The 7,856-nt window shown below is 61.6% G+C and carries 4 protein-coding genes; all 4 read left to right on the top strand.

Going from position 1 to position 7,856, the window contains the following annotated elements:
- The first annotated feature begins 5 nt into the window (after positions 1-5).
- The 4 genes from FJ404_08665 to FJ404_08680 all read left to right on the top strand — a co-directional run bounded on the left by FJ404_08665 (position 6) and on the right by FJ404_08680 (position 7,466).
- Complete coding sequence (locus FJ404_08665) at positions 6-527, top strand: HIT domain-containing protein (protein MBM3822939.1); 522 nt, start codon at positions 6-8, stop codon at positions 525-527.
- The gene (locus FJ404_08670) at positions 524-1,486 is read left to right on the top strand and encodes a PhoH family protein (protein ID MBM3822940.1); all 963 of its coding nucleotides are present in this window, start codon (positions 524-526) and stop codon (positions 1,484-1,486) included. Before FJ404_08665 ends, FJ404_08670 begins: the two co-directional genes overlap by 4 nt.
- The gene (gene ybeY, locus FJ404_08675) at positions 1,483-1,950 is read left to right on the top strand and encodes an rRNA maturation RNase YbeY (GenBank protein MBM3822941.1); all 468 of its coding nucleotides are present in this window, start codon (positions 1,483-1,485) and stop codon (positions 1,948-1,950) included. Before FJ404_08670 ends, ybeY begins: the two co-directional genes overlap by 4 nt.
- 68 nt (positions 1,951-2,018) lie before the next feature.
- Positions 2,019-7,466, top strand: coding sequence for a hypothetical protein (locus FJ404_08680; GenBank protein ID MBM3822942.1), 5,448 nt, complete (start codon positions 2,019-2,021; stop codon positions 7,464-7,466).
- Positions 7,467-7,856 lie beyond the last annotated feature (390 nt).

Here is a 7,856-nt window from a genome sequence, read left to right on the forward strand (position 1 = left end):
CCACCATGGATCAACTGCACGCCCCCTGGCGCATTGACTATATCCTCGCGCCCAAATCCCCGCCGGGAGGAGACTCGGTCTTCACCCAGATCGCCCAGTCGTCCGATGACGTCGGCAACCATGTTCTCAAACGCGGCCGTACCTGCTTTGCCGTGCTCAATGCCTGGCCCTACACCGGCGGCCACCTCATGACCGTCCCCTACCGTCAAGTCCCCGACTTGCGCGATCTGACCGAAATGGAATTGCTCGAACTCATGCTCCTGACCCGCCAGTGCCAGGACGCACTGGCTCAAGTCATGCGACCGGAGGGATTCAACATCGGACTCAACCTCGGCAAAGTCGCGGGCGCAGGGATCATCGAACACCTCCATTTTCACATCGTGCCGCGCTGGAATGGGGACACCAACTTCATGCCCGTCATCGCCGGCTCCATGGTCTTGCCCGAGGCTCTGGCCGATGTCGCGGCCAAACTTCGGGCCGCCCTCGCCAACCCGGCGGCTCCATCCTCCCACCCCTCCGAACGATGACGTCCGACACTTTGCATTTCGAAACCGCGCGCGTGGCTCAGCAGCTCTTCAACAACGAGCCCCGCAACCTCGAATCCCTCGATTCCCAACTGGGCGTCAAAGCCACCAGCCGGGACGGCTGGATCAAACTTGAAGGACCCGAGGAGGCCGTGGCCAAGGCCAGGCGGCTCTTCCAACTCCTCGAGGAGTCTTTGCGCGCGGGCGGCATCATCCGCAACCGGGAATTCAACCACGCCCTGCACATCGTCCACCACGACGGCGCGGAGGCCCTGGCCAAGGTCCTCAACGACCGCATCACCACCTCGGCCCGCAAGCCGGCGGTTTCACCCAAGACCCTCGGCCAGAAGAAATACGTCGATGCCATCCGCCAGCATGACATCACCCTGGCCGTCGGGCCCGCCGGAACCGGCAAGACGTACCTCGCCATGGCCATGGCGGTCGTCGCCTTGAAGGAGGAAAAGGTCTCGCGCATCGTGCTGACCCGTCCCGCCGTCGAAGCGGGCGAAGCCCTTGGATTTCTGCCCGGAGATCTTTACGAAAAAATCGGCCCCTACCTGCGCCCGTTGCAAGACGCTCTGCACGACATGCTGCCCTCCGAGGAAATCGAGAGGCTCCGCGAAAAAGGCATCCTGGAAATCGCTCCTCTCGCTTATATGCGAGGTCGAACCCTCAACAACGCGTTTATCATCCTCGACGAGGCCCAGAACTCGACGCCCGAACAGATGCTCATGTTCCTGACGCGGCTCGGCTACAATTCGAAAGCGGTGGTCACCGGCGACCTCACCCAGATCGATTTGCCCAACTCCAAACGATCCGGCCTGGTCGAGGCCCGCAAAGTCCTCACCGGCGTCGACGGCATCGCGGTCATCGAATTCCAGAAGAAAGACGTGGTGCGCCATCCCCTGGTGCAACGCATCATCGCCGCCTACGAACAGCACCGCGGACGCGCGGGCTCATGAGGGAAATCGTCCTTTTCAACCGGCAGCGGCTCCGACCGCTCCGGCTCCCCGGCTTCCGGGCGGCGATCATCGATACTCTCCAACACCAGTTGAGGATTCAGGACTGCGAGCTTGGCTTCCACTTCGTGAGTCCCCGTCGCATGGCCGGGCTCAATCTGGAATTCCTGGGCCATTCCGGCCCCACCGATGTCATCACCTTCGACCAACGCGAAACCAACCGCCCGGCCCTCGTCCGCGGAGAAATCTTCATTTGTGTGGCCGTCGCCTTGGAGCAGGCGCGGGAATTCCACACGGATTGGCGGGAGGAAGTCCTGCGCTACGCCCTCCACGGCTTGCTCCATCTGCTGGGATGGGACGATCTGATGCCCCAGGCGCGCCGCCGCATGAAGGCTCGTGAAAATCAACTGGTGCGCTGGCTCGGCCAGCGTTTCCCGCTGCAGGAGCTCTCGGGCAGCCTGCGCTGAATCGATTTCGTTGCCAAGGCCCCGGGAAAAGCAACCGAATTCAGCATCCCTCGCTCAAGTCGGCACGAATGTTGCCATCAAATTCGACGCCATCCTTCATGAATCACCCACTTCCTTCAATTTTCCCCTATCCCCGCCGTTCCTCATCCCGGATTGGGGGCCGTTTCGCTGTCCTGGCCGCGCTCGTGTGCCTTGGCCTGTCGGGTCACGGCCAATTGTACCTCTCTGAATTTCTGGCCAGCAACACCAAGGGACTCCAGGACGAGGACGGCGCGTTTTCGGACTGGGTCGAGATCGGCAACGCGGGGGCAGCACCTGTCAACCTTGAGGGATGGTTCCTGTCCAACAGCACCAACACCCCGGCGCAATGGAAATTCCCGTCCGTGACCATCCCTGCGCGCGGGGTGCTCATCGTGTTCGCGTCCGGCAAGAATCGAGTCGTCGCGGGACGCAATCTGCACACGTCGTTCAGCCTCAACGCGCGGGGTGAACCTCTGCTCCTGGTCCAACCCGACGGGCGAAGCGTCGTGAGTTCATTCCTCCCTCAGTACCCGCGTCAAATTCAGGATGTTTCCTACGGACGCGCGCTGCCCGACTCCCCTCCCCGTTACTATTCCGTCCCCACCCCGGGGGCGCCGAACAACCCCACCGGTTTCATCGATCTCGTCGCCGACACCAAGTTCAGTCATGACCGCGGCTTTTACGACAACGCTTTCGATCTCGAGATCACCTGCGCCACTCCGGGAGCGGAAATCCGCTACACCACCAATGGCACTCCTCCCACCGCCACCACCGGTCTGATCTACTCCGGCCCCGTTCGCGTCCGCGGCACAACTGTCCTGCGGGCCGCCGCGTTTCGCGCCAACTTTCAACCGTCGAACATCGACACGCACAGCTACCTCTTCACCTCGGATATCGTCAAACAAGCGCCGGATGGCCAGCCTCCGGCGGGGTGGCCCGCGACCTGGGGCGCCAACGTCCGTGATTACGGCATGGATCCGGACATCGTCAACCATCCGCTCTACAGCCCCACGATTCAAAACGATTTGAAGACGCTGCCTTCCTTCTCGGTGGTCATTGAATTACGCCATCTCTTCGATCCCGCCACGGGGATTTACGCCAACCCCGGCCAGGACGGACGCGCGTGGGAGCGTCCATGCTCGCTGGAACTCATCCATCCCGACGGTCGCCGCGGATTTCAAATCGACGCCGGCATTCGCATTCGGGGGGGATTCAGCCGCAGCACCTCCAATCCCAAGCACGCCTTTCGCTTCTTCTTCCGCGACGAGTACGGGGAGGCCAAACTGAACTACCCCGTTTTCGGGGAGCAAGCCGCGCCCTCCTTCGACAACTTCGATCTGCGCACCTTCCAAAACTATTCCTGGAGCTTTCAAGGGGATTCCCGCGGGGTATTCCTGCGCGACCAAATGTCGCGCGACCTCCAGCTTGCCATGGGACATCAGGCCGAGCGCGGTGATTATTTTCATCTCTACATCAATGGCATGTATTGGGGCCTCTTCAATTCTTGCGAACGCCCCGAGGCTTCCTACGGAGAGACTTACTTCGGCGGGAACAAGGAGAATTACGACGTCATCAAAGTCGAAGCCGGCCCCTACACCATCAACGCCACGGACGGCAACCTCAACGCCTGGACGCGCCTTTACAACGAGGCAAAAGCCGGTCTCGACTCCAACGAGGCGTATTTCAAAGTTCAAGGCCGCAACCCCGACGGCACTCCCAACCCCGCCCTCGATAACCTGATCGATGTGCCCAACCTCATCGATTACATGCTGGTCATTCTCTACGGAGGCAATCTCGACGCGCCCATCTCCAACTTCCTCGGAAACACCTCTCCGAACAACTGGTACGGCATGAGGGACCGAACCGGTCGCGCCGGTTTTCGCTTTTTCGCGCACGACGCCGAGCACACCCTGCTCGATGTCAACCAGGATCGCACCGGCCCCTACAGCGCCGGCAGTTCGTCCGTGACCAAAAGCAATCCCCAATGGATCTGGCAGGCCATGTGGAACAACCCGGAACACAAGATCCTGGTCGCCGATCATGTCCACCGCCACTTTTTCAACGGCGGCCTCCTGACTCCAGGGGCGGTTCGCCAGGCGCTTCTGACTCGGGCGTCTCAAATCGAACGCGCCGTGGTCGCGGAATCCGCTCGCTGGGGCGACGCCAAGCGATCCACTCCCTTCACACTGCAAGATTGGCGCAACGCCTTGACCAACATCGTCAACGCCTATGCCGGACGCCGCACCGAGATCGTGCTCAACCAACTGCGCGCGAAAGGACTTTATCCTGATCTCGCCGCGCCCGTGTTCAGCCAGCACGGGGGTCCCTTCTCCACCGGCTTCCGCCTGGCTCTTTCTGCGCCGGCAGGCACGATTTACTACACGACCGACCACACCGATCCGCGCCTTCATGGCGGTGGCCTCTCTCCCACGGCCCGTCCCTACAGCGGTCCCGTCGCGCTGGCCGAAAGCGTCACCTTCAAGTCCCGCGCCTGGCGGAATGGTGCCTGGAGCGCGCTGAACGAGGCTCCATTCACACTCATGCAAACATTCACCGAATTGCTGGTCACCGAAATCATGTACCATCCGCCCGGAGAACCAAGCCTCGACGGCGATCGCTTCGAATTCATCGAGATCAAGAATATCGCGGCGAGAGAACTGGATCTCAGCGGCGTCTTTCTCACCAACGCCGTCCAATTCACCTTCCCCCAAGGCTTCAAGCTGGCGTCGGGCCGGTTCGCCATCCTGATCAGCGATCCCGCCGGATTCACCAATCGCTACCCTTCCGCGCGGTTCGACGGAGTGTATCAAGGCCGCCTCTCCAATGGCGGGGAAACGATCGAGATTCGTCATGCGGTCGGCACCCCGATCACGTCCGTGCCATACCAGGACGACGCGCCGTGGCCACGGTTGGCCGATGGGGATGGATTTTCTCTGACCTCGGCGGATCCCAACCGGAACTCCAACCCCAATCTCCCCGCGAACTGGCGTGCCAGCTCGATGGTTTTGGGTTCCCCCGGCCAGGATGACCTCGCGCCCGGTCTTCCACGCGTCGTGATCAACGAAGTCCTGACCCACACCGATCCTCCCGAACTCGACGCCATCGAACTCCACAATCCCGGTTCGTCGCCCGCATCCATCGGGGGATGGTTCCTCAGCGATCAAAATGAGGTTCCCCGAAAATTCCGCATCCCCGATGGCATCGTGATCCCTCAGGGTGGTTTCCTGGTCTTCACCGAACGAGACTTCAACGCTTCCCCGGGCTCCTCGAACAGTTTTTCGCTCTCCTCCCGCGGGGAACAAGTTTACCTCTTCTCCGCGGATGCCACCGGTCGCCTGACGGGATACAGTGACGGATTCGGCTTTCCGGCCGCCGCCACCGGCATATCTTTCGGACGCTTCACCAATTCAGCCGGCGAAATCCAGTTTCCACCTCAAACTCAAATCTCCCTTACGCAGGCCAACGCAGGCCCGGCGACCGGGCCCATCGTGTTCTCCGAGATCCATTATCAGCCGCGTCCAGGCGATGAGGAGTTCCTCGAAATCAAGAATCGTTCAAGCCAAGTCGTGCGCTTCTTCGATCCGTCTCGCCCGGCTCATCGCTGGCGGATCGATGGCATCGGCTTTGAATTCCCACCAGGATTCGAACTCGCGCCCGGCGCCATCGCGCTGGTGGTTCCAAACGATCCGGTCGTCTTCCGTTCACGCAATTCCATCGCGGCTCACATCCCGGTCCTCGGCCCCTATTCCGGCAACCTCGAAAACAACGGCGAGCGCATCGCACTCCTCCAGCCCGACACGCCGGAGCCGTTGCCAGACGGTCAGGAAGTCGTGCCCTACATTCCTGTGGATTCGGTCCGCTACCACCATCGCACGCCGTGGCCCGCCGCTGCGGACGGTTTGGGCGAGTCCCTGGTGCGCGTGCGCGATGACGCGTACGGAGACGATCCTTCAAGCTGGCGCGCCAGTTCGGAGGGTCCCAGCCCGGGACAAGGCCCCGGCGAGAACCGGCCGCCTCGAATCAGCCCCCTGGCTTCCATCCGAATCGAGAGCAACCAATTCCCCGCCAGCACTCGCCTCACGATCAACGCCACCGACGACGGTCTCCCCAATCCTCCCGGCAAGCTCGCCTATCGATGGGAAACTCTGTCGGGCCCGGCTCCCGCGCTGTTCGCCGACTCCATCGCCGCTTCCTCGTCGGTTTCCTTCCCCGGCGTGGGCACCTACCGTCTCCGGGCCTCCGTGTCCGATGGGACATTCTCCAGCGTCTCCGATTTCAGCGTCTCCGTCGAACGGGGGTCGCTTGGAACCACACTGATTCCGGCGGGCTCAACTTGGAAGTATCACGATCGCGGAAACGACCTTGGATCTTCCTGGAAAGAATCCGTGTTCGATGACACCGCTTGGACATCGGGCCGCGCGCAATTGGGCTACGGAGATGGCGACGAGATAACCACCCTCGGGTTTGGACCCAATGCCGCCAACAAATTCCCCACCGCTTATTTCCGAAAGTCATTCCAAGTCAATGGCCGGTCCAGTGTGAAGGGCCTTCGCCTGCGCCTGTTGCGAGACGACGGCGCCGTGGTGTATCTGAACGGCCTGGAAGCATACCGAAACAACATGCCCGAGGGTCCCATCCTGTTCACAACCCGAGCCAACGCCACGGTCAGCGGTGATGAAGAACTGACCGCCTTTGTCGAGAACATCGTTCTCGATCACTCCACTTTGCGGGAAGGCGCCAACGTCCTCGCGGTTGAAGTCCATCAAGTCAACGCCTCGAGCACCGACCTCAGCTTTGACTTGGAACTGATAGCAGCCATCGAACCCGAAAATCAGCCTCCTTATGTTGATGCCGGTCCCGATGAAACCGGCATCCCCGGTTCACCCCTGCTGCTGCGCGGCGCCGCAGCCGACGACGGCCTTCCTCTCACCCCGGGATCTATCACCGTTGCCTGGACCCAGGTGAGCGGACCCGCCACCGCCGTATTCCAACATTCCGCCGCGACTCAAACAACCGCCACCTTCCCTTCGCCGGGCGTTTACCTGCTCCGCCTCACGGCGCGAGATGGCGCCACCACCAACAGCGATGAACTCCAAATCACCATTCGTGCGGGCGAAGATTACCAAACCTGGGCTGCCCGCAATTTTGCAGCGCAGGAGCTTGCCAACCCGGCCGTTTCTGGACCCCAGGCAGATCCCGACGGCGACGGCCATCGCAACGATCAAGAGCGGTTGGCCGGCACGAATCCCAAGGATCCCGCCAGCCGGCTCTCACTCCGCGCCGTGCTACAGGCAGATGGCAGTGTCCGGTTGCGATTTGAGGCGGTGCCGAATATCGGCTACGCCTTGCAGTATCGTGACCGCGTGGAAACCGGAGCCTGGACCACGCTCCGGGAATTAACTGCCACACCCGGCGGAGGGATCGTTGAAGTGACCGATTTGCGGCGATCCGGACAACCCGAACGTTACTACCGACTGGTCACGCCGAGCCCTTGACCCTAATCAATCCGGAGCCCTTCGCCCCCATCAGTTCCATGGACTCGGATGACATCCGGGACGGATTGGGCGAACGGGTGCGGCTCACCTCAAGGCGGGGGACATCCGGACCCGAGATCTCGGTCCCCAAGCGAACTTCCCCCTTGATGTTCTCTTTGCGTCCTTCGCGACCTCTGCGCGAGGAAAAGCAAGATCCTCGCACCCAACCCGTAACACGGTGCAATGGAAACCAGCGTGATCTCGGGATATGATTCGAGATCTCTGTCCCCAAAGAACTTCTTCCTCTCCATGCGAAGAATGAGCGGGGAGAGGACCGAGGAGAGGGGTAGCCTGAGAATGCCCCTCTCTCCGGCTCTCTCCCCACTCGTGCCTCGCAGGGCGAGAGGGAAA

The sequence above is a fragment of the Verrucomicrobiota bacterium genome (genome assembly GCA_016871495.1).
Classification (GTDB): Bacteria; Verrucomicrobiota; Verrucomicrobiia; order Limisphaerales; family VHDF01; genus VHDF01.

Bases quoted from the DNA above. Each gene is read 5' to 3' on its own strand.
- FJ404_08665 (MBM3822939.1), top strand. From the start codon at position 6: ATGGATCAACTGCACGCCCCCTGGCGCATTGACTATATCCTCGCGCCC.
- FJ404_08680 (MBM3822942.1), top strand. From the start codon at position 2,019: ATGTTGCCATCAAATTCGACGCCATCCTTCATGAATCACCCACTTCCT.
- ybeY (MBM3822941.1), top strand. From the start codon at position 1,483: ATGAGGGAAATCGTCCTTTTCAACCGGCAGCGGCTCCGACCGCTCCGG.
- FJ404_08670 (MBM3822940.1), top strand. From the start codon at position 524: ATGACGTCCGACACTTTGCATTTCGAAACCGCGCGCGTGGCTCAGCAG.